Raw genomic sequence first — 23501 nt, forward strand, 5'->3', positions numbered from 1 at the left:
GCTCACCCGGTTCGAACTTGAGATCGGCGGCGTCATTTGTGTGTTTTCCTTGCAACGCGGGCGTTGTAGGAATGTCACGATGAGTGAGTCTGTGCTTTCGGTTCCGTTAAGGGGCGGCGTGCCGCCCCGGTTCCATGTCACGCGCTTTCTGGAGCTGGCGGTGCTCGCCATCGCGATTGTAATCGCGGCAGCCAGCTATCTGTTCATCGCGCGCGGGAGTAGCGCGGATGCGCTGTTAAGCCCGGCTCTGGTGGCTTCACTGTTGCTCGCCAATTTGCTGCCCGGCATTGCATTGCTGGTGCTGATCGGGCGCCGCATCGCGATGCGGCGTGCCTCGCGTTTGCCGATCGGCGGGCGTGGTCGGTTGCACGTACGGCTGGTTGCGCTTTTCTCGATCATTGCGGCGGTGCCAACACTGTTCGTGGTCATCTTCGCCTCGCTGCTGTTTCAATATGGCGTGCAATTCTGGTATTCCGATCAGGCGCGCAGCATGATCGAAAATGCTACTGGCGTTGCAACGACCTCGTATCAGCAAATGCTCCAACGTTGGCAGGTTGCTACGGTTACCGCCGCGCAGGATATTTCCGAGAATTTTTCAGAAAAGGTAAGATCTCCAGATTTTCCCGAATATTTTGGAAAATACCAGATTTTTTACAGAAGCTTTTCGGATGGTTTTCTTTTTATATATTCCCCGGACGGCAAATTTCATGAAATCGTCAACCTGAACCCGGACAAGCTCGATCTGGCGCGGGAGGTGACGCGTGGAGACATTCTGGATGTCCAACAGAAGGTGCCCAGCATTACCACGGTGAACGGCAACCGCATCAAAACGCTGGTGCCGATCCCGGGGACGACCAATGTCTATTTGCTGACCGTCGCGATTTCGGACGTCCGCGTGATGGAAGCGCAGTCGAAGCGCAGCGCGGCAGTGCTGTCCAGCTATCGCGACTTTCTCGCGCGTTCGCGATCGCTGCAGCTGAAGTTCAACGCTGCGTTGCTCGGAATTTCGCTACTGATCATCGCCATCGCCGTATGGATCGCGCTGGAAGTTGCCGATCGCATCGTGCGTCCACTCGGCGCGCTGGTGGCAGCGGCGGATCTGGTTTCTACAGGCGATTTTACCGCGCGCGTGCCGACGCCCAAAACCGACGACGAGATCGGCACGTTGACCAGCGCCTTCAACCAAATGACCGAGCGCCTGCAAGCGCAGACCGGTGCGCTGGAAAGCCGTCGCGCCTTGATCGAGGCGGTGATGTCGGGGGTCACTGCCGGCGTCATCTCGGTCGCGCCCGACGGGACCGTCCGCCTGATCAATCGTTCGGCCATCACGCTGCTGGATGGTCCTGACGATATGCCGGTCGGCAAACCGCTGAAGCTGATCGCGCCCGAATTGGCGGCGCTGCTCGACGGACAGGATCGCGAAGCGATCATCGAGATCGGCACCGGTAATGACGCGCGCACGCTGGCGGTCAAGGTCACGCGGGCACACGAAGGGCCGATCCTGACCTTCGACGACATCACCGGGCAACTGCTCGACCAGCGCCGTGCCGCCTGGTCCGACGTCGCGCGCCGCATCGCGCATGAAATCAAGAACCCGCTGACCCCGATCCAGCTCGCCGCGGAACGGCTCCAGCGGCGCTATGGCAAGCAGATCGACCCGGACGACACCACCTTTGCGCGCCTGACCGATACGATCATTCGCCAGGTCGGCGACTTGCGACGCATGGTCGATGAATTCTCCTCCTTTGCGCGGATGCCCAAACCGGTGTTCCGGGAGGAGTCGCTGGTCGATCTCGCTCGCCAGACACTGTTCCTGCACGAAGTCGCGCACCCCGGCGTCGTGTTCAGCCTGGCGCATGAAGAGCCGAGCATCATGCTGGTGTGCGACCGCCGCCAGATTAGCCAGGCTCTCACCAACATCGTCAAGAATGCGGTCGAGGCGGTTGAAGCCAATCCGGGCGCAGCCGAGGCGAGCATCACGATGACGCTGGAGGAGCGGGACGGCCGCACCACCATCACCGTCGCCGATACCGGCATCGGCTTGCCCGCCGCGCGCGACCGTATCGTCGAGCCCTATGTCACGACGCGGGCGCGCGGCACCGGCCTTGGCCTGGCGATCGTCAAGAAGATCGTGGAGGAGCATTTCGGCACGATGACCTTTGCCGACCGCCCCGGCGGCGGCACGATCGTCACCGTCAGCTTCGACACGGCGATGCTCTCCAATCTCGACACCGGCGACGGAGGCGATGGGGGCATCGCCGAAGCGCCACCCCAGCAACTCTCGCAGAACCGGACCTGAACCCATGCCCCTGGACATCCTTGTCGTTGATGACGAACGCGATATTCGCGATCTGGTCGCCGGTGTGCTCGAAGACGAAGGCTATGGCGCGCGCGTCGCGGCCGACAGCGATTCGGCCCTGGAAGCCATTTCGGTGCGGCGGCCGTCGCTCGTGCTGCTCGACGTGTGGCTACAGGGCTCGCGGCTCGACGGCCTCGAGTTGCTTGATGAGATCAAGCGGCGCGACCCGTCGATCCCGGTGCTGATGATTTCGGGGCATGGCAATCTCGATACCGCCGTTGCTGCGATCCGGCGTGGTGCGGCCGATTTCATCGAGAAACCGTTCGAGGCCGAGCGGCTGCTGCTGATGGTGGCACGCGCGACCGAGACCGAGAGCTTGCGCCGCGAGATCGCCAGCCTGCGCGCGGTGGTGGGCCGCGATACCGATTTGACCGGCAATTCCGGTGCGATCAACGGCGTCCGCGCAACGCTGAAGCGCGTGGCCGCGACGGGCAGCCGCGTGCTTATCATGGGCGCGGCGGGCGTCGGCAAGGAAGTGGCTGCTCGGCTGCTGCACGGCTGGAGCCAGCGCGCCGATGCGCCGTTCGTCGTCGTCAGTGCGGCGCGGATGACGCCCGAGCGAGTCGAGGAGGAGCTGTTCGGCATCGAGGAGGGGGGGCAGCTCGTCCGCTCCGGCCTGCTCGAACAGGCGCACGGGGGCACGCTGTTCCTCGATGAAATCGCCGACATGCCGCTGGCAACGCAAGGCCGCATCCTGCGGGTGCTCACCGACCAGAGTTTCAGCCGCGTCGGCGGGCAGCGCGTGGTCAAGGTCGATGTGCGCGTGGTGTCCGCCACCGCACGCGATTTGACGCATGAAATTGCCGAAGGCCGCTTCCGCGAAGATCTCTATTACCGGCTCAACGTCGTGCCCGTCACCATTCCGGGGCTGGCGGAGCGGCGCGAGGATATCCCTGCGCTGGTCGATCATTTCATGGCGCATTACGCGTCCGAACGGCGCGTTCCCACGCCAGCCGTCGCGCCTGACGCCATGGTGGCGCTGCAATCCTACGAATGGCCAGGGAACGTGCGCCAGCTCCGCAACATTGTGGAGCGCACGATCATCATGGCACCGGGGGACCGGATCGGACAGATCGATCTCGATATGCTGCCGCCCGATGTGCTTGGCGATCCGGGCGAACTGGGCGGCGGGGCGACCGCGATCATGGGCGCGCCGCTGCGCGAAGCCCGCGAGACCTTTGAGCGGGAATATTTGCGCGTGCAGATCCGCCGCTTCTCCGGCAACATCTCCCGCACCGCCAATTTCATCGGGATGGAGCGGTCGGCACTGCACCGGAAGCTGAAGCTGCTCGGCATTACCGAGGTGCGCGAGGATTAATCGACTGGATCGGTGGACGAAACGATCGTGCATCCCTAGATTAGAGGACGGGTACACCACCTAACTCGACGCCGGAACCGGCGCGCCGCGGGAACCCCCCGCCAAGAACAAAGGATCGACCGATGGCCGACAAGCACACCTCTCTGCAAGACCTGTTCCTCAACGCCCTGCGCCGCACCAAAACCCCGATCACGATGTTCCTCGTGAAGGGCGTAAAGCTGCAGGGCATCGTCACCTGGTTCGACAATTTCTCGGTGCTGCTGCGCCGGGATGGGCAGTCGCAGCTGATCTACAAGCACGCCATTTCGACGATCATGCCGGCCAACACCGTTGATATCGATGCGATCGTCAATGCGATCGGCGAAGCGCAGAAGAAGCAGCCGCTGCTGCAGGAAATCTTCCTCAACGCGGTGCGCAAGTCCGAAGACAATGTCACCATGTTCCTGGTCAACGGCGTGATGCTGCAGGGGCAGATCGCGGCATTCGACCTGTTCTGCATGCTGCTCCAGCGCGACGGCATGGCGCAGCTTGTCTACAAGCACGCGGTCTCCACCATTCAGCCCGCCCATCCCCTTAATTTGGCTGATGAAACAGCAGGTTCGGACAACGATTGACTACAGGTTTTGAACGGGACCGCGACGATGTCGCGCGGGGTGCCAAGGCCGTTGTCGTCTATCCCGACACCGGCATTTCGTCGCGGGATGCCGATGCCCGGCTGGCCGAAACCGCCGGGCTTGCCATGGCGATCCATGTCGAAGTGGTCGATCGCGTCGCGATCAAGGTGCGCGCGCTCCAGCCTTCGACCCTGATCGGCAAGGGGCAACTCGAAGCGCTGGCTGCCACCGTGCGCATGGCCGAGGCCGAGCTGGTCGTGTTCGACGCCAGCCTCACGCCGGTGCAGCAGCGCAACCTCGAAAAGGCGCTGTCGGCCAAGGTGATCGATCGCACCGGGCTGATCCTCGAAATCTTCGGCGAACGCGCGGCAACCGCCGAGGGGCGCTTGCAAGTCGAACTGGCGCATCTCGATTATCAGGCCGGGCGGCTGGTACGCAGCTGGACCCACTTGGAACGCCAGCGCGGCGGCTTCGGCTTCCTCGGCGGCCCGGGTGAAACGCAGATCGAAGCCGACCGTCGCTTGATCCGCGATCGCATGGCGCGGCTGAAGAAGGAACTCGAGCAGGTTTCGCGCACGCGCGGTCTGCACCGCGACCGGCGGCAGCGCGCGCCCTGGCCGGTGATCGCACTGGTCGGCTATACCAACGCCGGAAAATCCACGCTGTTCAACCGCATGACCGGCGCTGACGTCATGGCGGAGGATCTGCTGTTCGCAACGCTCGATCCGACGCTGCGGCAGATCGCACTTCCGGGCATCGACAAGGCAATCCTGTCGGACACTGTCGGGTTCGTCTCCGAACTGCCGACCCAGCTCGTCGCGGCCTTCAAGGCGACGCTGGAGGAAGTGGTGTCGGCCGATTTGCTGATCCACGTCCGCGACATCGCGCATCCCGATACGATTGCGCAGAAGGACGATGTCGAGGCGGTGCTGCGCGATATCGGTGTCGACCTCTCGGTCCCGCGGATCGAGGCGTGGAACAAGCTCGACATGCTCGATGCCGATGATCGCGCCGAATTGCTGGGCGAAGCCGCGCGGCGCGACGATGTGGCGGCGATTTCGGCGCTGAGCGGGGAAGGGGTGTCCGCCTTGCTCGACACCGTCGCCGCGCTGCTGACGTCGAGCCATCGCCGCTACACCATCCTGCTCGATGCGGGCGACGGTGCCGGCGCGGCCTGGCTCCACGCGCATGGCGAGGTGCTCGAACAATCGGTCGAGGGCGAGCAGGCGATCTATGAAGTCCGCATGGCCGAGCGCGATTATGAACGGTTCTGCCAGCGCTGACGTCGTCGATCGCGACCTGATCGCAGGCTGGCTCCATGCCCGCTCGGTCGCGCGTGCGCTGCCGACGCCAGTGGCCGATCACGGTGGCTGGCGGGTGGATACGCGGTCGGAGCAGGAATGGTGCCGCTATGTCTTTGTGGACCCGGCCCCGGCGATTGCCGACTTGGCGCAAAGCATCATGCAGCCGAAAGTCTATGTGAAACTTTGCCAGGATGACGCTGTTTTGAGGGCGCTTTTGCCGTCGAAGTGGCAAATCTGTGCACCTTCCTGGATGATGACAGCGGGGGCCACGCCCCTTGCAGAAACGCCGCTGTCCGACGGCTATCTCCCGGAGGTGGAAATCGTCGGCAATGTCGTTCGCGTCGCGATCACCGCCGCAGACGGTGCGCTCGCGGCCAGCGGTTATGCGGCGGAAGCGTCGGGCGTGTTCGTCTATGATCGGATCGTCACCAGTCCGGATCATCAGCGGCGCGGGTTGGGCAGGGCGGTGATGGGCCTGTTGCAAGCGCAGCGTCGCTCAAGCGCGTCGCGCGAAGTGCTGGTCGCGACCGCGCAAGGCCGCGCGCTTTATACGAGCCTCGGCTGGTCGGTGTATTGCCCTTATGCGACCGCGGTCATTCCTGATGCGGAGCCTTGATCGCTTGCCACAAGGCTTCCTTGTCGGCGAGGGGCAGGCCCGGAAAGGCGTCGCCAGCTTCCGCCTCCATCGCCTTGAAACGGCGTTCGAACTTGGCATTGGCACCGCGTAGCGCCGCCTCGGGATCGACGCCCAATTTGCGCGCCCAATTGACCACCGAGAAGAGCAGGTCGCCGACCTCATCCTCGGTCTCGGCCGGGGTGGTGGCCGCTTCGATCTCGGCGATTTCCTCGTCGATCTTCGCGCGCGGGCCTTCGGCAGCGGGCCAGTCGAACCCCACGCGCGCGGCGCGGTTCTGCAACTTCTCGGCGCGGAGCAAAGCGGGCAGGCCCAATGCTACGCCGTCCAGCGCGCCCGGCGGGACGTCGGCCTGGCCCTTGGCGGCGCGTTCGGCGGCCTTGATCTGTTCCCACAGATGATGGCCGCCCGCAGCGACACCGCCGAAGATATGCGGATGGCGGCGCTCCATCTTGTCGCTGATCGCCGCCACGACGTCAGCCAGCGCGAAATGACCAGCTTCCTCGGCCATGCGCGCATGGAACACGACCTGGAGCAGCAGATCGCCAAGCTCGTCCTTGAGCTCGACCATGTCGTCGCGCGCGATCGCATCGGCGACTTCATAGGCTTCTTCGATCGTATAGGGCGCGATGCTGGCGAAATCCTGCGCGACATCCCATTCGCAGCCCGACACCGGATCGCGCAACCGCGCCATGATCGCGACCAGCCGTTCGATCATCTGTGCGCTCCATTCCGGGCGGGGAACTGGCACCGACGGCCAACATCCATCAATCCGATAATATACATTATGTTAAATTGAGGCAGTTTCATCAGAGCAAGCCCCCCAGCGCCGATCCGGCCCCGACAGCGCCCTGCCACAGCACCACCAGCACGAACAGCACGCCGAAGATCGCCACCCAGGCCAGCGCCATCTTGATGGTATCGCCCAGCGGCAATCGCCGTGCCGCGAGCGCGCTGACCGGCAGGATCAGCACCAGCGCGTAAAACACCAGGTCCATGCTGGTGTCGGTCATACGTGCAGTTCCAGCCCGTCATAGCCCGGCTCGACGCCCGGCGGCAGTTCCGCCAGCAGGCTCGCATAGTCCATCGACTGGTCCATATGCGCCAGCACCGCATGGCGCGGTTTGAGCATGTCGATCCAGCCTAGCGCCATGTTCAAATCCGGGTGCGACGGATGCGGTTTGCGGCGCAGCGCATCGACGATCCACAGGTCAAGACCTTCATACAGGTTCGCCATATCCGGCGTCATCGCACTGAGATCAGTCGCATATCCAATCGATCCGGCGATGCTGTCAAAGCGCAATCCGGCCGATTGGAACGGCCCGTGCGGCTGATCGACCACGCCAACCGTAATGTCGCCGATGACGATGCTGTCGGGCAAAGCCTCGATTGCGACCGTCGGTGGATAATCGTTCCAACCCTGAAAAACATAACCGAAACGCCGCTTCAACGTCTCCATAAGATCAGGCCGCGCCAGTCCGCGCACCGGCCGCCGCATCGCATGAAACACCTGGCGCAAGTCATCAATGCCGTGCGTGTGATCGGCATGGTCGTGCGTCCAGATCACCGCATCCAGCGTCGACACATCCGCCGCCAGCAACTGTTCGCGCATGTCGGGGCCCGTGTCGACCAGGATGCGCGTCGTCTGCGTCTCGACCAGGATTGACGCGCGCATCCGGCGATTGCGCGGGTTGGTCGGGTCGCACGCGCCCCAGTCATTGCCGATCCGCGGCACGCCGGACGATGTGCCCGAGCCAAGGATCCGCACCTTCATGCGCGAGTCTTGGTAAACAGTGCGTGAAAGTTCTCCGCCGTCGCCGCTGCCAGCGTTTCCAGCGGCTCGCCGCGCAATTTCGCCAGAAACGCCGCAGTATCGGCAACGAAGGCTGGTTCGCCCGTCTTCCCGCGATGCGGCACCGGTGCCAGGAACGGCGCATCGGTTTCGATCAGCAGCCGATCGAGCGGCAGCCGCGCGGCTGTTTCCTGCAGATCCTTGGCGTTCTTGAAGGTCACGATGCCCGAGATCGAGATGTAGAAGCCAAGGTCGAGCGCGATGTCGGCGAACGCCCCGCTCGCGGTGAAGCAATGGATGACGCCGGGATAGGCCCCCTTCCCCATTTCCTCGCGCAGGATCGCGGCGGTATCCTCCTCGGCATCGCGCGTGTGCACCACGATCGGCAGTTGCGTTTCGCGCGCGGCGGCAATGTGCGCGCGAAAGCTCGTGCGCTGGCGCTCGCGGTCGCTATGTTCGTAGAAATAATCGAGCCCGCTTTCGCCAATGCCGACCACGCGCGGATGCTGCGCGCGCTCGACCAGGCGGGCGGTGCCGATATCGGGATGCTCGTCGGCTTCATTGGGATGGATGCCAACCGTCGCCCAGACATCGGGCTCGCGCTCGGCGGTGGCCAGCACCGCGTCCCATTCGCTTTCGCGCGTCGCGATGTTGAGCATGGCGTGGACGCCGCGCGCGCGGGCACGGGCGAGGATCACATCCTGCTGCTCGCCCAGCCCCTTATAATTGAGGTGGCAATGGCTGTCGGCGAACATCAGCCTTCGACCGGCGCTTCGAGCCGTGGGAACACGCCGACCGGGGCCGGCAGCGTCAGGCCCGGCGCCAGCGGGTGGCCGAGTGCTTCGAAGTGGCGCGCATCGCCGTGCTGCCCCAGCAGATCGAGCAATTTGTCCGCGCCATTGGGGATCGCCCAGCGCGCCAGAATCGCGATCCGCCGCACCGCATCGGCTGCGTGATACAGGATGGTGTCGGCGCGGGCCGGATCGGTTTTGCGCACGCTCCACGGTGCCTGATCGGCGAAATATTGGTTGGCATCGCGCGCTGCCGACCAGATCGCGTCGAGCGCGTTGTGCAAGGCCAGATCGCCCATCGCATCGTGCATCCCGGCCTCCGCCGCAGCGACGCTGGCGAGCAGCGCGTCCTCGGCCTCGGTGCGTTCGCCCGCCGCCGGCACCACGCCACCGCACGCCTTGGCAATGATCGACAGGCAGCGTTGCGCGAGATTGCCAAGATTGTTGGCAAGGTCAGCATTACAACGGGTTACGATCGCTTCTTCGGAATAACTCCCATCCTGGCCGAAGCTCACTTCGCGCAGCAGGAAATAGCGCAGCGCATCGACACCGAAGCGATCGGCCAGTTCCATCGGATCGGTGACGTTGCCGACCGACTTGGACATCTTCTCACCGCGGTTGAGCAAAAAGCCATGGCCGAACACCGCACGCGGCAGCGGAATGTTGGCACTCATCAGGAAAGCTGGCCAGTAAACTGCATGAAAACGCACGATATCCTTTCCAATCACGTGCAGATGCGCGGGCCAGAAGGTTTCGTACAGTTCGACATCGTCGGGATAGCCGACCCCGGTCAGATAATTGGTGAGCGCATCGACCCACACATACATCACATGGCCCGGGCTGCCCGGCACCGGAACGCCCCAGTCGAAGCTGGTGCGCGATACCGAGAGATCGGACAGGCCGCCCTCAACGAAGCGCAAAATCTCGTTGCGGCGCGCCTCGGGCAAAATGAAATCGGGCTGCGCGGCATATAGGTCGAGCAAAGGCTGCTGATATTTGGAAAGCCGGAAGAACCAGGTTTCCTCCGCCGTCCATTCGACCGGCGTGCCCTGCGGCGACAATTTGGCACCGCCCTCGCCTTCGACCAGTTCCTTCTCGTCGTAAAAGGCTTCGTCGCGAACCGAATACCAGCCTTCATAGCGGTCGAGATACAGGTCGCCCGCGGCTTCCATCGCTTGCCAGATCGCCTGGCTGGCGCGGTAATGGTCGGCGTCGCTGGTGCGGATGAAGCGATCGCACGAAATCTCCAGTTTCTCGGCCATTGCCTTGAAATAGCCGCTCATTTCGTCAGCCAGCGCGCGCGGGGTCAGGTCACGCTTGCGCGCTTCCTGGACCATTTTCAGGCCATGTTCGTCGGTCCCGGTCTGGAAGCGGACTTCACGGCCCAATTGGCGTTGATAGCGCGCGATCGCGTCGGTCGCGATCGCCTCATAGGCATGCCCGATATGCGGGCGTCCGTTGGGATAGCTGATTGCGGTGGTGATATAATAAGGGTCGGCCATGGCGGCCTCCTAGAGCATCGGTCGCCGCAATTGAAGCCTTGGTGCCGCTTTCAGCGCGCAAGCCGCGCGACGATCCCCGCCATCTCATAGACGGTGGCTTGCGCATCGAGCGTCAGCGCGCGTGCGGTGGCGGCAAGCGTGCGCGCGGCGTCATACCCGTCTAGCGCGATGCGCAGCCGTTCGCCCTGCCGTTCCGGGGCCACGCCCGCGATAAAGGCGGGGGCACGGTCAAGAAACGCCTCGTAGCGTGCCTGCGCGGCCTTCAGCGCCAGCGACTTGGCCAGCCGGACGCGACGACCATTGCCGGGGTCGCCATCCCGCGCGATCGCCGCCAGCGCCTGGTCGATCGCGGCAAGGTCCAATCCGGCGAAACCGAGCGCACGACCGGGCGATCCGTGCGCGACGCGGATCAATGCCGCCACTTCCGCCGGATCCGCAGAGGGAAGCTGTTCGCGCAGCACGGACGTCATGGTCGCATCATCGAGCGGATCGAAACGCAATTGCCGACAACGCGACCGGATCGTCGGCAGCAAACGTCCTGGCGCATGGCTGATGAGCAAGAAGATCGTGCCCTCGGGCGGCTCTTCCAAATTCTTGAGCAAGGCGTTGGAGGCCCCCGGCCGTTCCAGATCGTCGACCGCATCGATGATGACGACCCGCCTGCTCGACATGGACGGGCGCGTCGCGAACATCGGCCCCAGCGCGCGCACCTGCGCGATCGGGATGCTGCGCGCGAGATCGAGCCCGGTCTTGTCGCCTTCCTTCGGCTGGCGCGTGAGCACCCGGTAATCCGGGTGCGATCCCGCCGCGATCAATTTGCGTTGCGGGTTGCTCTCGGGCACGTCGAAGCCCGGCGGCAGGTCGCCCCCCGCCCCTTCGGCCAGCATCCGCAGCGCTGTGGCGCGCGCGAAGGTCGCCTTGCCGATGCCTTCCGGGCCCGCGAACAGCCACGCATGATGCAGCGATCCGCTCGCCATTGCGGCGGCGAAGGCCTGGTGCGCGGCATCATTGCCGAGCGGTAACGTCATGGCAGCAGGTCGGCTACGGCTGCAAAAACCGCATCCGCGACATCGTCAATCCCCGCGGTGGCCCCAACCAGGCGGAAGCGCTCGGGTTCTTGCTTGGCAAACCGGCGAAAGGCGGCGGCGACATCGGCGTGGAACGTATCCCCGCGCGCCGCGAACCGATCCGCTGCAGCGCCATCGCGGACCGCCGCGCGCCTGCGTCCAAGCTCGGGCGATAGTTCCAGCACGAGCGTCCGGTCCGGCAGCAACCCGCGTGAACCGAAAGCATGGAGCGCCAGTACCGCCGCATCGTCGATCCCGCCGGCCACGCCCTGATAGGCACGGCTACTGTCGAGAAAGCGGTCGCAAATCACCCAGCGTCCGGCCCCCAGCGCCGGGCGGATCGTCTTTTCGACATGATCGGCGCGCGCGGCGGCGAACAGCAACGCCTCGCTATGCGGGCTCCACCGCGCGACCTCGCCTTGCATCAGCAAGGCGCGGATTGCCTCGGCCCCTTCGCTGCCGCCGGGTTCGCGCGTCACCAGCGTTTCGATCCCGCGCATCGCCAGCGCATCGGCAAGCAAGCGCGCCTGGGTCGATTTGCCCGCCCCCTCGCCGCCTTCCAGCGAGATGAAGCGCCCGATCGCCGTCATCGGCTCACGCGCCGAACAGGCTCAGCAAGCCGGCCCAGGCACGCCCGAAAAAGCCAGCCTGCGGCACGTCGTTGGCGGCCACCAGCGGAAGGCGCTCGGCCGGCATCCCCGGCGTTACCACCACCAGATCGGCGATGTGCTGCCCGGCCTTGATCGGGGCCTTGATCGGGCCGTCATAGCTGACCGTCAGCCGCATTTCGCCTGCGGTGCCCGCAGGTACGGTCGCGGAAAGATCGCTCGGCGCGACGAGCCCCACCTTGTTGGAGGTGCCGAGCTGCACCTCGGCGGTTTCGATCTGCTTGCCCTTGGCGAGGATCGGCTTGGCCTGCCACGCGCGAAAACCCCATTCCATGAACTTGACCGATTCCTCGGCGCGCTGGCCCGACGTGCCCAAGCCCGCCAGCACCATCACCAGCCGACGGCCATTCTGCTGCGCCGAGCCGGTGAAGCCGAAACCGGCTTCATCGGTGTGCCCGGTCTTGAGCCCGTCGGCACCGCTCACCCGACCCAGCAACGGATCACGATTGGCCTGGTCGATCGGCTTCTCGCCGCCCAGCGTCTTGCCCCAGGTGAAGCTGCGCAGCGAGTAGAAGCGCTTGTAGAGATCGGGATAATCCTGGATCGTCGCGCTCGCCAATTTGGCGAGATCACGCGCGGTCACATAGGTGACGCCATTGTCGGGCCAGCCATTGGCGGTGCCGAAATGGCTGTTGCTGAGGCCCAGCTTGGCCGCCGCGCGGTTCATCCGTTCGGTAAAGGCCGATTCGGTGCCCGAAATTCCTTCCGCCAGCACGACGCAGGCATCATTGCCCGACAGCGTGACGATGCCCTTGAGCAAATCCTCGACGCTGACATTCTCGCCCGACGACAGGAACATCGTCGAGCCTTGCGAATGCCACGCGCGCCACGTTTCGGGGCGCACCGGGAATTTTGTGTCGAGCTTCAACTCGCCCGATTTGATCATCTGAAACGCGACATAGACCGTCATCATCTTGGCCATCGACGCGGGCGGCATTCGGCGGGCGGCATCCTTCGAATACAGGATCGCGCCGGAGGACAGATCCTGCAGATAGGCGACCGGTGCCGGCGTCTGGAACTCGGGTGCGGCCACGGCCGGACAGGTCGCGGCGACGGCGATGAGGGCAGCGGCGGCGATCAGTTTTTGGCGGGAAAGCATCATGTCCGGTCTCGTTTTTTAGTCGGTGTGGATGATTTGTGCGTCACCATAACCGTGCCGGGCGGCCCCGTCACGCGCGCGCTGTGCGCTGGCTTTGTCGCCAAAGGGGCCCAATTGCACGCGAAAAAGGCGTCCGAGCGGAACAACATGGCCGCCCAGGGCGTGCGCCATCGCAGCGGCTCGCTCCGCCGACGACAAAGCGGCGACCTGCACGACAAATCCGCCAGCCGTAGGGGGAACCGATGTCGATGGAACCGGTGACGGCTTTGGCTTGGCGAGCGGCTTGGGCGCTGGCGCTTTGGGCATCGGCGCTTTGGCCGGGATCGCACGCGGCACCGCCGGGGCCACCTGCTGCATCGGCACTTTGCGACGCAGCGCCGTGAGCAAAGCTGGCGGCGCATCCAGCCGCGCAGAGGCCGGCTGCCCTGCGCGCAATGCCGTCTGATCCTGTGGGCTGGCCACCACCGCCCGCACCCGCACCGGTGCCCGGTCGCCAACCCCCAATGCCTGCGCGGTCGCAGGCGACAGCGAGACCACCGCCCTGCTGGTGGCGCGCGCGACCACCAGCGCCAGGATCGTCCGCCCAGTATCGAGCGCGGTGATCTCGACCGGTGTGCCCGGCGGGACATTCGGATGCGCGACCGCCATCGTCACCGCGCTCCACTGCGGATCGACCGGCAGCGATGACACGGCCGCAAAACCGACGCTATCGTCCCGCACTTCGCCCGAGGTGCCGCGCGGCCCATCGCCCGGCGGCAAATCGCTGGCGGCGGCGATCGCGGGGGGCGAGGTGACGTCATGGATTTTGGGCGCACTGCGGTGCTGACGCGGCGGCATCGCCTGCCCGCCGCCGCTTGCCAGCACCAGCGCCACCAGCAGGCTCATCTCAGCGCTCCACGGCATCGGCCAGCAGGCCGACCGACAAGGCATAGAAATTGGAGCAATTATAATCGAGGATCACGCGGTAATTGCCCGTCAGCAAATAGGCCGTGCGTCCGGGGCCATCGGGCTCCAGCAAGGTCGCCAGCACCGAATCGCCCGGCCAGTCGCGCGTCAGCGGGACGAGGCCGAGCCTGCGCCATTCGGCCATGGTTTTCCACGCGCTGTGCCGCGCGAACACTTTGAGACAGCGCGGCGACAGCAAGCGGTTGGTCACTTGGCTGCGGTCGAACGTCGCGGGCACCGACACGGCGATGCCCCAGGGCTGACCTGCCCGCCACCCGGCATTGGCGAAATAATTGCCGATCGATGCCAGCGTATCGGCACGGCTCGACCAGATGTCGGCCCGGCCGTCGCCGTCGCCGTCGCGGGCGAGCCGCAAATAGACCGATGGCAGAAATTGCGGCCCACCGGTTGCCCCCGCCCAACTGCCGAGGAGTTGCGCGCGCGATACGCCGCGATCCATCATTTGCAGCGCGGCAATGAACTCCTCTGCGAACAGCTCGCGCCGCCGCCCCTCATAAGCGAGCGTCGCCAGTGCGCGCGGGAGATCGAAGCCGCCCATCACCCGGCCATAGCTCGTCTCATGCCCCCAAATCGCGACCATGATCGATTCGGGAACGCCAATCTGCTGCTCAATCCGTTGCAGGCGCGACCGCTCGGCGTGATAGGCGTTGCGCCCGTTGGCGATGAGCGCGGCAGTGAGGTGCTGCGCCTGATACGGCGCGAAATTGGGAACCCCGGCATTGGGATTGGCCCCCGGCTGCGCCCGGTCCAGATCGATCACGCGCTGGTTGAGCGTCAGCGTAGGAAGGACCGCGTCAAGCGTTGCCCTGCTCACCCCCCGCGCCAGCGCCTGCGCGCGCAGGGTCTGGAGATAGGCCTGAAACCCCGCTTCATCCTGCGCCGCTGCCTGCCCGATCATGGTGAAGCACGCGCCCACAACGGCCAGCGCGATGCCAATTCGACGCCCAAAAATACTGGTTCCTCGCATCCTCCGACCTTGGCACACCGGCCTGCCCACATGAACCCCTAAAGGCCCGATACCGACCACAAACCTTGCACATCTCGTCCCGTCGCCGCTAAGCGGGGCATCCGCTGCAAGGTTGGCCTATGAGAGTCGGCTGGCCGTTGTCGCAGACCGACGGGAAGAGTGTCCGAGTGGTTTAAGGAACCGGTCTTGAAAACCGGCGAGGGTGCAAGCTCTCCGTGGGTTCGAATCCCACCTCTTCCGCCAAGGCTTTGTGCCCGGTTGTCTCATTTAGTTCCAAGGCGACTCGCTCGCCCTCGGCAAATGCCTTGCGGGTTGTCTCATTCGACATCATTGAGCGACAGCACAGCGCAATCGATTCGGGGGCACTTCTGGGGCACCGGTTGCGGCTTGTGGGGGCACCGCATGTTGACCGACCTAGCCTGTCGCCGAGCGACACCCAGGGAGAAGCCATACAAGCTCGCAGACGCTCGCGGGCTTTATTTGTACGTGCTGCCCTCGGGCTACCGCTCGTGGCGCTGGAAATATCGCTTTGGCGGCAAGGAAAAGCGGATGGTCTTCGGGCCATATCCCGATATTTCGCTGATCGAGGCGCGCGACCTGCAGCAAGCGGGCGCGCGCCTGGTGCGCAGCGGAGTGGATCCGTCGATCGACAAACGCCAGCGAAGTGCGGCCCAGGCAAGCAAGGCCGGAATCACCTTCGAGCCCTTGGCGCGGGAGTGGCACGAAAATCAGAGACACCTTTGGTCGGCGAAACACGCGGCCGACGTGCTGAGCCAGATGGAGCGCGACGTCTTCCCCAAGATCGGCAAGCTGCCAATCTCGGATATTACCCCGCCACTCGTGCTGGAGGCACTTCGCGTGATCGAGGCACGTGGCGCAATCGAGACGGCGCGGCGCGCGCGGCAGCGGATCTCGGATGTGTTCGTCCTGGCGATCGCGAGCGGGATTGCCGAGTCGGACCCGGCAGCGGGCCTCGCGCCCGCCATGAAGAAGCTGATCAAGGGCAAGTCGCCTGCGGTGCGGACGATCGCGGACGCGCGGAAGGTGCTGGAAGCGACGGAAGGGCAGCCCGGCCATCCGCTGACCAAGCTCGCTTCGCGATTGCTCGCGCTCACTGCAGTGCGGTCTGGCGTCTTGCGCGTGGCCGAGCCGCACGAGTTCGAGGATCTCGACGGGGAAATGCCGCTCTGGCGCATTCCTGCGGCCAAGATGAAGCTGGTCGTCGAGCGCAAGCGCGACGTAGCCTTCGAATTTCTGGTGCCATTATCGCGCGAGGCGGTCGAGACGGTGAAGGTCGCGATCGCTTTCTCGCGCGGTGCCCCGCTGATCTTCCACAGCGTCCGCAGCACGCGGCGGCCGATCAGCGACAGCACGATCAGCAAGGCCTATCGCGACGCGGGCTATTCGGGCGTGCATGTTCCGCACGGCTGGCGATCGACCTTTTCGACGATCATGAACGAGCTGGCGGAGGAACGGAATCGCGTTGGCGATCGCGCTATCATCGATCTGATGCTGGCGCACGTTCCGTCGGGCGTGGAGGCGACGTACAATCGCGCCGCTTATATGCCCCGCCGTCGCGATCTGGCGGAGGAATGGGCGACGATGCTGGTCGGCGATCTCCCGCCAGCGGCTTCCCTGCTGGACGGTCCGCGACGCAGCTGATCGGCGGTGCGCGGTGAGCGCGCCGACAAAACCGGCTGGCCTCGCCGCCGCCAACCAGGCGCGCGCGGAACACCACACCGTTCGCAGCCTGATCAAGGGCGTCGGCTTCAGCTTCGAAGGCAAGCGGCGCGGCAGCTGCGCCGTGCTTGCGACCAGTCGGCTCGCTGGCGAGGCCGAGCTCCGCAACTGGCGGCACCACAATGTCTTCCCACGCGTCGAGAAAGAGGAACGCCTGCAGCAGATCTTCGCCTGGGCCGACGAGCATAAGGCCAAGGGGCGGCCCTGGGGGCTCCTGTCGCCGAAGGAAAAGGTCATCCTGCAGGTGCTGCACGATGCGCGCGACTATCGGACGGGGCGGCTCGACTTCGCCTATTCGCAGATCTGCGCGATGGCAAAGTGCTGCACGCAAACGCTCAGCGCCGCGATCAAGAAGTTCGAGCGGCTGCACCTCGTCGAGAAATGGCGACGCATGGTGCCGATCGTCGGCGGTGAGCTTGGCAGCGCCCGCAATACCCAGATCAACAACGCCTATTTCCTGAAGTTGCCGGGCGAAGTCGCCAAGCGCGTGCGCGACGCGCTCGAGAAGATCTCGTCCATCGTATTGCCCCCGGTACAGCCGCCCAGGGAGCCCACAGAGCACGAGCTTGCCGCCCAGGCCGCCGCGCGTGCCAAGTCGGCCGGAAACGACCGCACGACCGCCTCGCGCCACGAGCATTACGCAAATAGCGCCGTCGAGGGCATGCACGCCCGCCGCGCCGCCCCAGCTTTATCGTAGCTTCGCGATTCTAGTGATCAGAGAGTCCACCACCTCAGGAGATAAATAAAAGGAACGCCTTCGGCGTGCGCTATTGATCGCCCCCTCCCCCGGTGCTGACGTCCGACCAGGACGGCAACCCGATCGCCCAGCTTGGCGGTCGGGCTTTTGGCTATCGGGGGGCGAGAGCATGAAGCGTGCCACCCTGCCCCGGGCGAGGCGCGTTGTGCGCGGTCGGAAAGGGCGCGATCCTCGAGACCAGCGACGATTATCCGATCAGGATCTCGGCCCATTCCTCAAGCAACGCGCGGCGCGACGCGAGATGTTCGGCGCGGTTATAGGCGCGCTCCACCTTGGTCATTCCCTTCGGCACGTGCCCCAAGGTCCGGTCGATATCGGCGCGACATTCCGGCCGCCGCTCGTTCATGACGGTCGAGAAGCTGGCGCGCCAGCCATGCGGGACGTGGCGGCCGCCGAACCCCGCGCGGACATAGAGCTCACCGATCGCGCCGGCACCAATTGGTTGAGCGCCAGCCCGCCCGGGAAAGACGAAGCTCGATGGTTCGCCCGGCACCGCCATTCTCGCGCGCACCGCGCGCAAAATCGCAGCGGCGGGCGCGGAAAGTGGCACGATATGATCATTGGCGGAGTCGCGCTTATTCGCCGCACCGAGTTTCATCCGCGCCGCCGGTACCCGCCAGATCGGCGCGTCGCCGTCGAGGTCCTCGACCTCGCACCATTTCATCCCGCGCAACGCCGCCAGGCGCACCGCGGTCAGCGCGAGGAAACGCGATGCCTGTCGCAGGATCGGCGCGGCATCGAGCGCATCGACGTCGGCGACGAGCGCGCGCAGCTCGGCAACCTCGACCAGCGCGGCCTGGCTGCCGCTCGCCGGTGCGGCCGCGAGCGCCTCGCGCACATCGGCCGGATTGTCGATCGACGTCCAGCCCTTGGCCCGCGCGAACTCGAACACCGCCTCGATCCGCTGGCGCAACCGCCGCGCCGTCTCGATCGCTCCGCGCGCCTCGACGCGCTCGAGCACATCGAGCACCATCGGCCGCGTAATCGATTCCAGCGCGATCGCGCCGATCGCGGCGAACACATCGCGCTCAAGGCTTTCGATCACGTCGACGGCGTGCACCGGCGACCAGCCCAACGCGCGATGCGCATGCCACGCCCGCGCCGCGCCCTCAAAGCTGTTGACGGCGGACGCGTCCTTCCGAGGATCCTCGCCGCGCGCAATCGCCACGCGCGCCACGTCGCGCCTGGCGCGAGCTTCGGCAAGCGAGATCGCGCCGAAGGTCAACGTCTGCTCGCGACCGTCCTGGTCGCGATAGCGCAACCGGAAGGATTTGGTGCCGGTGGGGGCGACATGGAGATAGAGTCCCTGCCCATCTGTCCTCTTATAGGCGCGCGGCTTCGGCCGCGCGGCTTTGACCGCTGCGTTGGTCAGCATAGACACCTCGATTGGAATGTGGTCGTGTGCGATTATCAACAGGGAGACAGCACGTGAGTGATCGCGCAGAGGAAGCCGGTATGAAAATCGTCGTGCGGCTAAGGGAGGCCCTTGCCGATGGCGAAAGCGTGCGAGTTGTGGTGCATGGCTTCAGTCAGCAGATCGATGTGAAAGATATCACGAGCAGCTACCCGCTGGTGAATTTCCAGGATGGAAACGGCTCGCAATACATCGTGCCACTGACAAACGTTTTGGCGATGGTTATCGCTCAGCCGAAGAAACCCATGCGAATTAGCCCTGAAGCATTGGCAAATGTCTGACCTCAGCGGTCAGTTAAGGGCCGCGTGTTAGGAGTTTCGCCTCGACACGTTGCCCGGTCGGCTCGCAATAGTCTGGCGACCATGATAGAAATAGCGGAGGCACCCTCCGCCCCGGTTGCTACGGCCCGCAGAAAACTGCGGGTTTCGGGATCGAGAACGGGTATGATACCCACTCTCAAAAGCCCGATACCCGCACGATCAATTGCGGATGATCAGTTCCGTCACCTTCTTGCCACGGCCGGCCGGCGCTGACGACAACGACCAGGTCGTCTCCACCTCGGCAATCGCGAAGCGGGCGAAAGCTTGGCGGATGAAGGGCGTATCGTTGATCGACAGAATGAACCGACCCGAGATGTCGGCGAGTTGCTCAGCCATCGCGAGATAATTATCGCGGCCGAACTCGATCCCATAACCTGTCGTCTCGTCATAGGGCGGATCGAGGAAGAACAGCGTGGCCGGGCCGTCATACCGCCGGATCAGATCGGCATAGTCCAGCTGCTCGATCGTGACGGATGCAAGACGGTCGCGCAGCAGTTTGAGCTCGGCGCGCAGCGCGGCGAGGTTGAACCGCGAATCCTGGTCGCGGCGCACGCCGAACGTCCGGCCAACGACGCGCCCGCCAAATGCTAGGCGCTGCAGGTAGAGGAAGCGGACCGCGCGCTCGATATCGGTGAGCAGCCGAGGATCCAGCGCACGCTGCCGCTCGAATTCTGTCCGGCTGGCGATCAACCAGCGGAGCTCGGCAACGAACGGCTCATAATGGCGTCGCACAACCCGGAACAAGTTGGCGACGTCGCCGGATAAGTCGTTGATGACCTCAACAGCTGCGGCAGCAGGCCGGCGGAGAAAAACGCCGCCCATACCGACAAAGGGCTCAACGTACGTTCGGTGGGGGGTGTCGGCGATCATAGCGACGAGCCGCTTAGCGAGGTTGCGCTTACCTCCGAGATAGGGCGCGGGTGGGCGAACAGCGATTGACGCATTCATTCAGGCTTCGTCCTTTGGGGAAAGAAGCACGTCGGCTACGCGCGCTGGTAAGCCGCCGATCGGCGCGATCGGCGAGCACCTGGCCGATGATATCGGCACCAGGATGATGGAACGACCACTGGCCGCAAAAGCTGTAAGCGATTCCTACGCGGCCAACCGACCCGAACCGGGTGGTTAGCCGCGCAGGAACACAGGGAACCACGCCCTGCATATTCCCCCGAAGGGTCTTTTAGTTTGCAGGCCACCCGGCGAACCGGTGCCTGCGTTCAAACCGCGCGCGCGGGCCACTCCTAACGGCTAAGCTCAGAGCGGCAGGCCCACTATGCCACGCGTCGACCGGTCAGAACAACCCTAGGAAGCGCTTGCGCGGTCGCGCAGCCTTGAGGGCAGCGGACCACTGGGCGTCGCAAGACGTGCCGATCGCCTTGGCCGTGCGCTTGTCGATGTTTGCCTTCACGAGCTGGCCAGTCTGCGCCAGGCTGAACGCGGCGTCGCCGCCTGCGCTACCGTCGATCAGCGCCAGTTGCGCCCCCGGCGTCGGATCCAGCAGGCCCGACGCCAGCAGGATCTTCATGCACGGGCTGGCAGCCTGGGTCAGCACGGTAGAGGTCGTCATACAGGCAGAGATTGCGACGCAGAGCATCAGCGACGCCATGCACCGCAACGCCTGCATCGGGCGCTTGTCGAACATCGATCTGTCCTTTCTCGATCTGCACATCCACCTCGACCTTTTGCCGGGCGGCATCGTTGATTTGTGGGATCGCGCCGGTGGCGATATCGCCGGTGGCCTGGCCCAGCGAGGCGTCGACCTTGGCCTGGCCAACCTTCGCCGCCATCTGTCCAGGGCGGATCAGAATCCACCAGAAGGCCGCGCCGATCGCCACAGCGACGACGACACCGAATATTACGCGGAAAACCCAGCTGGCGGCGCGCACCTGCGGCAAAGCGTCCTCGGCCAGCTGCTCGACCTGCGTCACGATCGTCATGCGCGCGCTCCCCGACATTTGTGGCGATCGACATTGCTGATGCGCTGCGCAAGCCAGCCTTTGAGGAACACGCCCAGCTTCGGATTGGCGCGAACAAGGCGGACATATTCGGCGCTCTGCTGGCGATCGAGCGCGTCGAGCGTGGCGATGCAAAGCGCGGCAGCACCGCGCCGCGTCTGGCACGCATGATAGGCGGCGATCGTCCCGGGCCCAACGCGACCATCAACGGTCAGCCGCGTGCCGCACAGCGCGTTGGTCGATTGCTGAAACCAGGTCGAAGGGCGCGCGGGCCCCATATTGACCGTGGTATCGAACAATTCCTCGGTGACGGCCGCGTCGACTGGCACCAACGCGGCATAGCCCGGCTGCACCAGATAGCGATCGTAATAGATGCTCTCAGCGACGGCGCGCGGCAGCGTGCGCATCGGGCCAGTATAGCCGCTCTGCGTCGCCGTCCGTCGCGTGATGCCCATATTGGTTTCGCCGCCGGGGTCGGCCGAGTGATCGACATAGCCGCCCTCGATCGCGATCACGCCGGAGATCATTGCGACGATGACCGCCGCAAGTTTCGCTTTGCCGACCGGCTGCCGGGCGGCGGCATCACTTGCCATCGGTCGGCACCTTGCGGGTGATGCGCGCGAGCCCGATCGCGACCAGCAACAGGATCGGGAACGATCCGGTCAGCCACGACGGGAGCAGTGCGCGCAGATCCTGCGGCATCGCATTCCAGATGTCGGATGCGGTGCCGGGAAAGGCCTGCACGAACGCCTCGGTCAGCGCGCCGATCGCGGCGATCCGGATCGAGGAGAAGGTATAGGCGCGGTGCCAGTCATCGATGAGACGCGCGCACAACCAGGCGCGCCACTTTGCGAGCAGCGTCATCGGATTTCCTTTCGGGGTACGGGAGAGTGAGCGGGGTCAGCCCCCGCAGGCATCGCCTTCGGAGGCTTGGTCGTACGTCGCCGCAGTGGCGCGGATGCCACGCGAAAGGGCGTCCTGTTCCAGTGCCGTTTCGGCACGCGAGACGAGATCGTCGAACGCGGGCGTGGGCGGATGGAGCGGAAACGCGCCGCGCAGCGTGTCCTCGAATGCCCCGACCTGAGCATGGCGGCGATGCGCGATCGTTCGCTCGACCGGGTTTGCCAGCGCCAGCAAGAAACCGACGAGGCAGAGGATGACGCCGCCCTCGATCATGGCATCGGTCCGGATTTGGGCGGCCCGATCATCTCGAGCTTGGCCTCGATTCTGGCCGTCCGCTCGTTGATCACGATGAGTTGCTTATTGCTCTCTTCGAGTGCCGTGATCCGGCGCTCGTGCTGCTGCTGCTCGTTGATGTAGCCGCCGCACGCCATCGTCGCGCCGATCAGCGTAAGCACGATTGCGGCGGGTGCCGACCAGTCTTTCCAGGTCGGGCGGGAGGGTGCAGGGGAATTCGTCATCACAACCGCGCAATGGGGGGGTTTAGTTCGTAGTACCCCGAGATGAGCAGGCTACCAGCAGCGCACATTGGAAATGCAGTAAGCCCGGAACCCCCTGCTGTGGCATAGTAGATGGAGCCATATTGGCCTGTAGCGGTGATAGCGCCCGTAATAATTGCACCACTTGGTACGGCCAGACCGCCGCCATTTGGGAGCACGGTACAGGGTGTGAAATCGGGGATCGATGGAAGCACTGAGTTTGGCAGGAAGGCTTGCGGCAGAGTAAACCTCATGTTGCCGGTCCCGGTGTGCCCAGTCCACGTAACTATCGCCTCAAATTGCAGGCATTCCCCATTGATTCTATAGCGCCCCTTCCGAATAGTATATACCCCCGCGCCAGCGTCGGTACTGCCATATATGGTTGGAGTGAAACTACCGCGTTGGTTTCGGGTATTCCAAACAACGCCCTGGACACTATGGCCATAGAAATCGTTGGCGAGCGGAACCGTCTGATAAACCTGACCCGCCACGTTGGCTTCGGTATCTCCTCCGATGAATACTAGGCCATTCGCATTTGCCGCCAAATAGATACCATATCCGGTATTCGCTTCGAAAAGGCCCGCAGTGAACGTCGTTCCCAAGTAGGTTTTATCAGCATAGAGGCCATGACGACCGTTATTATACACTGACAGACGTGAAATATCGGCACAGTTTGCGTCAATTAAACCGCTTTTTTGATCATCGATGCATAGACCATCGCGGGCATTAAACCCACAATTTACGTTATCGAGCTTAGTGGAATTTGCATTTACGCTCGTGTCCAACGCTGCATCGTAC

Annotated in this window: 26 protein-coding genes, 1 tRNA gene and 1 pseudogene; 9 read left to right on the forward strand and 19 right to left on the reverse strand. The window is 64.4% G+C overall.

Annotated elements, in window-relative coordinates; genetic code table 11:
- Positions 1–79: 79 nt before the first annotated feature.
- From EJC47_RS10450 to EJC47_RS10470, 5 genes and pseudogenes are all read left to right on the forward strand, one after another.
- Positions 80–2299, forward strand: coding sequence for a sensor histidine kinase (locus tag EJC47_RS10450; RefSeq protein WP_249340787.1), 2220 nt, complete (start codon positions 80–82; stop codon positions 2297–2299).
- Positions 2300–2303: 4 nt separating this feature from the next.
- Positions 2304–3677: a nitrogen assimilation response regulator NtrX gene (ntrX, locus tag EJC47_RS10455; RefSeq protein WP_126847404.1), complete on the forward strand. Its 1374-nt coding sequence runs from the start codon at positions 2304–2306 to the stop codon at positions 3675–3677.
- 98 nt (positions 3678–3775) lie between these two features.
- A pseudogene (gene hfq / locus EJC47_RS10460) lies at positions 3776–4291 on the forward strand (RNA chaperone Hfq); the annotation flags it as partial.
- Positions 4288–5574 (forward strand): GTPase HflX, encoded by a 1287-nt coding sequence (gene hflX, locus EJC47_RS10465; protein ID WP_010402765.1) that lies wholly within the window; start codon positions 4288–4290, stop codon positions 5572–5574. The pseudogene hfq and the gene hflX, both read left to right, overlap by 4 nt.
- A complete protein-coding gene (locus tag EJC47_RS10470; protein ID WP_126847406.1) occupies positions 5552–6211 on the forward strand; it encodes a GNAT family N-acetyltransferase in 660 nt (219 codons plus the stop codon). Before hflX ends, EJC47_RS10470 begins: the two co-directional genes overlap by 23 nt.
- Here the strand turns inward: EJC47_RS10470 and mazG are convergent.
- The 10 genes from mazG to EJC47_RS10520 all read right to left on the reverse strand — a co-directional run bounded on the left by mazG (position 6189) and on the right by EJC47_RS10520 (position 15012).
- On the reverse strand, positions 6189–6947 hold the full coding sequence (mazG, locus tag EJC47_RS10475) for a nucleoside triphosphate pyrophosphohydrolase (protein ID WP_126847415.1): 759 nt from the start codon (positions 6945–6947) through the stop codon (positions 6189–6191). The genes EJC47_RS10470 and mazG overlap by 23 nt on opposite strands.
- 91 nt (positions 6948–7038) lie before the next feature.
- Positions 7039–7242: a hypothetical protein gene (locus EJC47_RS10480; protein ID WP_126847417.1), complete on the reverse strand. Its 204-nt coding sequence runs from the start codon at positions 7240–7242 to the stop codon at positions 7039–7041.
- Positions 7239–8003: an MBL fold metallo-hydrolase gene (locus EJC47_RS10485; protein ID WP_126847420.1), complete on the reverse strand. Its 765-nt coding sequence runs from the start codon at positions 8001–8003 to the stop codon at positions 7239–7241. The genes EJC47_RS10480 and EJC47_RS10485 overlap by 4 nt, the downstream gene beginning before the upstream one ends.
- Positions 8000–8776 (reverse strand): TatD family hydrolase, encoded by a 777-nt coding sequence (locus EJC47_RS10490; RefSeq protein WP_126847422.1) that lies wholly within the window; start codon positions 8774–8776, stop codon positions 8000–8002. Before EJC47_RS10490 ends, EJC47_RS10485 begins: the two co-directional genes overlap by 4 nt.
- Complete coding sequence (gene metG / locus EJC47_RS10495; RefSeq protein ID WP_126847424.1) at positions 8776–10314, reverse strand: methionine--tRNA ligase; 1539 nt, start codon at positions 10312–10314, stop codon at positions 8776–8778. The genes EJC47_RS10490 and metG overlap by 1 nt, the downstream gene beginning before the upstream one ends.
- A 50-nt stretch (positions 10315–10364) precedes the next feature.
- Positions 10365–11342 (reverse strand): DNA polymerase III subunit delta', encoded by a 978-nt coding sequence (locus EJC47_RS10500; RefSeq protein ID WP_126847426.1) that lies wholly within the window; start codon positions 11340–11342, stop codon positions 10365–10367.
- Complete coding sequence (tmk, locus tag EJC47_RS10505) at positions 11339–11971, reverse strand: dTMP kinase (protein ID WP_010402774.1); 633 nt, start codon at positions 11969–11971, stop codon at positions 11339–11341. Before tmk ends, EJC47_RS10500 begins: the two co-directional genes overlap by 4 nt.
- A gap of 4 nt (positions 11972–11975) precedes the next feature.
- The gene (locus EJC47_RS10510) at positions 11976–13148 is read right to left on the reverse strand and encodes a D-alanyl-D-alanine carboxypeptidase family protein (protein WP_126847481.1); all 1173 of its coding nucleotides are present in this window, start codon (positions 13146–13148) and stop codon (positions 11976–11978) included.
- Between the two features lie 18 nt (positions 13149–13166).
- A complete protein-coding gene (locus EJC47_RS10515; protein WP_126847427.1) occupies positions 13167–14033 on the reverse strand; it encodes an SPOR domain-containing protein in 867 nt (288 codons plus the stop codon).
- Between the two features lies 1 nt (position 14034).
- On the reverse strand, positions 14035–15012 hold the full coding sequence (locus EJC47_RS10520; protein ID WP_409574483.1) for a lytic murein transglycosylase: 978 nt from the start codon (positions 15010–15012) through the stop codon (positions 14035–14037).
- A 222-nt stretch (positions 15013–15234) separates the two neighbouring features.
- Between EJC47_RS10520 and EJC47_RS10525 the strand changes: the two genes are divergently transcribed.
- The 3 genes from EJC47_RS10525 (at position 15235) to EJC47_RS10535 (ending at position 17518) form a co-directional block, all read left to right on the forward strand.
- Positions 15235–15324: transfer RNA gene (locus EJC47_RS10525), tRNA-Ser, on the forward strand.
- A gap of 159 nt (positions 15325–15483) precedes the next feature.
- Complete coding sequence (locus EJC47_RS10530) at positions 15484–16743, forward strand: tyrosine-type recombinase/integrase (RefSeq protein WP_126847431.1); 1260 nt, start codon at positions 15484–15486, stop codon at positions 16741–16743.
- 13 nt (positions 16744–16756) lie between these two features.
- Positions 16757–17518 (forward strand): hypothetical protein, encoded by a 762-nt coding sequence (locus EJC47_RS10535; protein WP_126847433.1) that lies wholly within the window; start codon positions 16757–16759, stop codon positions 17516–17518.
- A gap of 247 nt (positions 17519–17765) precedes the next feature.
- Here the strand turns inward: EJC47_RS10535 and EJC47_RS10540 are convergent, their stop codons facing one another.
- A complete protein-coding gene (locus EJC47_RS10540; protein ID WP_126847435.1) occupies positions 17766–18953 on the reverse strand; it encodes a tyrosine-type recombinase/integrase in 1188 nt (395 codons plus the stop codon).
- A gap of 53 nt (positions 18954–19006) precedes the next feature.
- Here EJC47_RS10540 and EJC47_RS10545 point away from each other — a divergent pair, with 53 nt between their 5' ends.
- Positions 19007–19273 (forward strand): hypothetical protein, encoded by a 267-nt coding sequence (locus EJC47_RS10545; RefSeq protein WP_126847437.1) that lies wholly within the window; start codon positions 19007–19009, stop codon positions 19271–19273.
- Between the two features lie 198 nt (positions 19274–19471).
- On the opposite strand, the gene EJC47_RS10550 is transcribed toward EJC47_RS10545, so the two are convergent.
- From EJC47_RS10550 to EJC47_RS20920, 8 genes are all read right to left on the reverse strand, one after another.
- Positions 19472–20260: a DNA adenine methylase gene (locus EJC47_RS10550; protein ID WP_126847439.1), complete on the reverse strand. Its 789-nt coding sequence runs from the start codon at positions 20258–20260 to the stop codon at positions 19472–19474.
- 340 nt (positions 20261–20600) lie between these two features.
- Positions 20601–20834 (reverse strand): hypothetical protein, encoded by a 234-nt coding sequence (locus tag EJC47_RS10555; protein WP_126847441.1) that lies wholly within the window; start codon positions 20832–20834, stop codon positions 20601–20603.
- On the reverse strand, positions 20764–21246 hold the full coding sequence (locus EJC47_RS10560) for a hypothetical protein (RefSeq protein WP_126847443.1): 483 nt from the start codon (positions 21244–21246) through the stop codon (positions 20764–20766). Before EJC47_RS10560 ends, EJC47_RS10555 begins: the two co-directional genes overlap by 71 nt.
- Positions 21243–21857, reverse strand: coding sequence for a glycoside hydrolase family 108 protein (locus tag EJC47_RS10565; RefSeq protein ID WP_126847445.1), 615 nt, complete (start codon positions 21855–21857; stop codon positions 21243–21245). Before EJC47_RS10565 ends, EJC47_RS10560 begins: the two co-directional genes overlap by 4 nt.
- Positions 21847–22128 (reverse strand): hypothetical protein, encoded by a 282-nt coding sequence (locus tag EJC47_RS10570; protein ID WP_126847447.1) that lies wholly within the window; start codon positions 22126–22128, stop codon positions 21847–21849. Before EJC47_RS10570 ends, EJC47_RS10565 begins: the two co-directional genes overlap by 11 nt.
- Before the next feature lie 36 nt (positions 22129–22164).
- Positions 22165–22440 (reverse strand): hypothetical protein, encoded by a 276-nt coding sequence (locus tag EJC47_RS10575; protein WP_126847449.1) that lies wholly within the window; start codon positions 22438–22440, stop codon positions 22165–22167.
- Positions 22437–22685: a hypothetical protein gene (locus EJC47_RS10580; RefSeq protein ID WP_126847451.1), complete on the reverse strand. Its 249-nt coding sequence runs from the start codon at positions 22683–22685 to the stop codon at positions 22437–22439. Before EJC47_RS10580 ends, EJC47_RS10575 begins: the two co-directional genes overlap by 4 nt.
- A partial coding sequence (locus EJC47_RS20920; RefSeq protein ID WP_221885168.1) for a hypothetical protein occupies positions 22685–23501 on the reverse strand: 817 nt, incomplete at its 5' end. The genes EJC47_RS20920 and EJC47_RS10580, both read right to left, overlap by 1 nt.

The organism is Sphingomonas sp. TF3, assembly GCF_003985085.1.
In the GTDB taxonomy this organism is placed as follows: Bacteria; Pseudomonadota; Alphaproteobacteria; order Sphingomonadales; family Sphingomonadaceae; genus Sphingomonas.

Excerpts from the sequence above, each read along its gene's own strand:
- metG (WP_126847424.1), bottom strand. The coding sequence starts at position 10,314 with ATGGCCGACCCTTATTATATCACCACCGCAATCAGCTATCCCAACGGA.
- EJC47_RS10490 (WP_126847422.1), bottom strand. The coding sequence starts at position 8,776 with ATGTTCGCCGACAGCCATTGCCACCTCAATTATAAGGGGCTGGGCGAG.
- mazG (WP_126847415.1), bottom strand. The coding sequence starts at position 6,947 with ATGATCGAACGGCTGGTCGCGATCATGGCGCGGTTGCGCGATCCGGTG.
- EJC47_RS10470 (WP_126847406.1), top strand. The coding sequence starts at position 5,552 with ATGAACGGTTCTGCCAGCGCTGACGTCGTCGATCGCGACCTGATCGCA.
- EJC47_RS10580 (WP_126847451.1), bottom strand. The coding sequence starts at position 22,685 with ATGACGAATTCCCCTGCACCCTCCCGCCCGACCTGGAAAGACTGGTCG.
- EJC47_RS10485 (WP_126847420.1), bottom strand. The coding sequence starts at position 8,003 with ATGAAGGTGCGGATCCTTGGCTCGGGCACATCGTCCGGCGTGCCGCGG.
- EJC47_RS10540 (WP_126847435.1), bottom strand. The coding sequence starts at position 18,953 with ATGCTGACCAACGCAGCGGTCAAAGCCGCGCGGCCGAAGCCGCGCGCC.
- EJC47_RS10550 (WP_126847439.1), bottom strand. The coding sequence starts at position 20,260 with ATGAATGCGTCAATCGCTGTTCGCCCACCCGCGCCCTATCTCGGAGGT.
- EJC47_RS10515 (WP_126847427.1), bottom strand. The coding sequence starts at position 14,033 with ATGAGCCTGCTGGTGGCGCTGGTGCTGGCAAGCGGCGGCGGGCAGGCG.
- EJC47_RS10560 (WP_126847443.1), bottom strand. The coding sequence starts at position 21,246 with ATGACGATCGTGACGCAGGTCGAGCAGCTGGCCGAGGACGCTTTGCCG.
- EJC47_RS10530 (WP_126847431.1), top strand. The coding sequence starts at position 15,484 with ATGTTGACCGACCTAGCCTGTCGCCGAGCGACACCCAGGGAGAAGCCA.
- ntrX (WP_126847404.1), top strand. The coding sequence starts at position 2,304 with ATGCCCCTGGACATCCTTGTCGTTGATGACGAACGCGATATTCGCGAT.
- EJC47_RS10565 (WP_126847445.1), bottom strand. The coding sequence starts at position 21,857 with ATGGCAAGTGATGCCGCCGCCCGGCAGCCGGTCGGCAAAGCGAAACTT.
- EJC47_RS10500 (WP_126847426.1), bottom strand. The coding sequence starts at position 11,342 with ATGACGTTACCGCTCGGCAATGATGCCGCGCACCAGGCCTTCGCCGCC.
- EJC47_RS10575 (WP_126847449.1), bottom strand. The coding sequence starts at position 22,440 with ATGATCGAGGGCGGCGTCATCCTCTGCCTCGTCGGTTTCTTGCTGGCG.
- tmk (WP_010402774.1), bottom strand. The coding sequence starts at position 11,971 with ATGACGGCGATCGGGCGCTTCATCTCGCTGGAAGGCGGCGAGGGGGCG.
- EJC47_RS10480 (WP_126847417.1), bottom strand. The coding sequence starts at position 7,242 with ATGACCGACACCAGCATGGACCTGGTGTTTTACGCGCTGGTGCTGATC.
- EJC47_RS10450 (WP_249340787.1), top strand. The coding sequence starts at position 80 with ATGAGTGAGTCTGTGCTTTCGGTTCCGTTAAGGGGCGGCGTGCCGCCC.
- EJC47_RS10555 (WP_126847441.1), bottom strand. The coding sequence starts at position 20,834 with ATGAAGATCCTGCTGGCGTCGGGCCTGCTGGATCCGACGCCGGGGGCG.
- EJC47_RS10520 (WP_409574483.1), bottom strand. The coding sequence starts at position 15,012 with ATGATCGGGCAGGCAGCGGCGCAGGATGAAGCGGGGTTTCAGGCCTAT.
- EJC47_RS10510 (WP_126847481.1), bottom strand. The coding sequence starts at position 13,148 with ATGCTTTCCCGCCAAAAACTGATCGCCGCCGCTGCCCTCATCGCCGTC.
- EJC47_RS10570 (WP_126847447.1), bottom strand. The coding sequence starts at position 22,128 with ATGACGCTGCTCGCAAAGTGGCGCGCCTGGTTGTGCGCGCGTCTCATC.